This is a genomic window from Kitasatospora sp. NPDC023120, from assembly GCF_055560835.1.
On record NZ_JBVHHY010000110.1, the window covers coordinates 1 to 1,626 of the forward strand.

The following is a 1,626-nucleotide window of genomic DNA, read 5'->3' on the forward strand; positions in this document are numbered from 1 at the left end:
TGAGTGGTGTGCATCGTGAAGTGGCAGGTCGCGGGCCTGGTGTGCGTCGGCGTCGGGGTGCTCACGCTGGTTGCGGGCGGATGGCTTCGGTGAAGATCGTCGGTCAGCGGGCGACTTCCCGGTTCGTCAGGACCAGCAGGGCCCGCACCAGCGCGGTCGCCCACTTCGGGTGGGTGCGGACCTTGCCGAGCACGCGCCAGTTCTTCAGGTGCGCGAAGCCGTGCTCGACCGGGGCCCGGACCGCGGCCAGCGCCTTGTTGGACAGCTTCTGCCCCCGGGTAAGGGGCCGGTTGCGGGCCGCCTTGTAGCCGGTGATCACCGCCGGGTCGGCGCCCGGGCCGCTGTCGTCGAGGCCGACGAAGCCCAGGTCGGCGATCGCACCGAGGCTGGCCGCGCGCAGACGGGCGGTCAGTTTGTCGTGGCGGCACGCGGTGATCTCCGAGGTGCGTCCGGGTCGGACCGCGCTCACCCAGACCAGGCGGCCCTTGTCATCGGTGAGCGCGATCACGAGCAGGCCGTGGCATTTGTGCTTGCCGGAGTAGTTCTTCCGGTTCTCGGTCCCGGTGCGGCGGCGGGTGCGTATCAGAGAACCGTCCAGCAGGACCACCCCGCCACCCGATCGGGCGATCTTCCTGAGCGCGCGGTCCAGGCGCGGGGCGCGGGCGGCCAGCAGGCCGACGACCTCGCGCACCCACCGGGTCACGGTGGTGCGGTGCACCCCGTTCCCGCCGGCCAGGTCGCCGGGCCGCTGGTCACAGCGCAGCACCGCCAGCACGATGCCGGCGATCCTGCCTGCCGACAGGGCCCGCCACCGCGATCCGATCTTCTTGCAGTGGCCGCGTATCAGGTCGGCGAGCCAGTTCAAGGTGGCACTCGACAGCGGCAGGCGGGCAGTGTAGACAAGACCGTCGGGGCCCTCGACGAGACCGTTGCTTTTCTTCACACCAAACTCAACTGCCGCCGGGGGCCCTCCGGTTACGCCCTTCGGCGTGCATTACCTGGTCGGCTACAGCCGTGCCGTGAACTTCCCGTCGCCGCGTTTGTGCAGCCATCCGCGGTCCGCGAGCTTGACCAGTTTCGCCCGCAGCGGCTCCAGCTTCCCGCGCACCTCCACCTGAAGGCCCAGCTCTTCGCCCACTGCCCGCACCTGCACCGGACCGCCGGCGGCTCGCACGATCGCCAGGATCCGGCGGTAGTCGTCGGGCAGCGCGGTCTCGTCAACGCTGTCGCCACGGTGCGGGACCAGCAGCATCGCACGCCCGCCGACCTGCGCTGACGCCGGTGCGACGGCAGCCCGTTCCCCAGCTGTCCGCTCGCTCATCCGCGTCAGGACCCTCTCGGCGACTGCGAGTTCGTCCCGCTCTGCCTTCACCTCGTCCAACTGCTTGACCAGCTGTTCCTCCAGCTCGTCCAATTCCGCGCGGCGCGCGGCGATCCGTTCCAGTACCTCGGGGTCCACCATGCCCGGGAGCGTAGGAGCATCGCGGGCTGGAACGGGCCAGAACCCACGAAGACCTCCCTGCCCGACGATCTACACGGCAGACTGCCGCGCGTGACCAGCACGAGCACCGGGGCACGGAATCACACCAGGCCCGTGACCTGCCACTTCACGATGCACACCACTCA

Annotated in this window: 2 protein-coding genes; both read right to left on the minus strand. The window is 70.1% G+C overall.

All coding sequences use genetic code 11. The annotated features are described in order from the left end of the window. Positions 1-103: 103 nt before the first annotated feature. Positions 104-943: a transposase family protein gene (locus ACZ3TI_RS40940; RefSeq protein ID WP_465735680.1), complete on the minus strand. Its 840-nt coding sequence runs from the start codon at positions 941-943 to the stop codon at positions 104-106. Between the two features lie 63 nt (positions 944-1,006). Further along, complete coding sequence (locus ACZ3TI_RS40945; RefSeq protein WP_465735682.1) at positions 1,007-1,462, minus strand: hypothetical protein; 456 nt, start codon at positions 1,460-1,462, stop codon at positions 1,007-1,009. Between the last annotated feature and the right edge of the window lie 164 nt (positions 1,463-1,626).

Bases quoted from the DNA above. Each gene is read 5' to 3' on its own strand.
- ACZ3TI_RS40945 (WP_465735682.1), bottom strand. From the start codon at position 1,462: ATGGTGGACCCCGAGGTACTGGAACGGATCGCCGCGCGCCGCGCGGAA.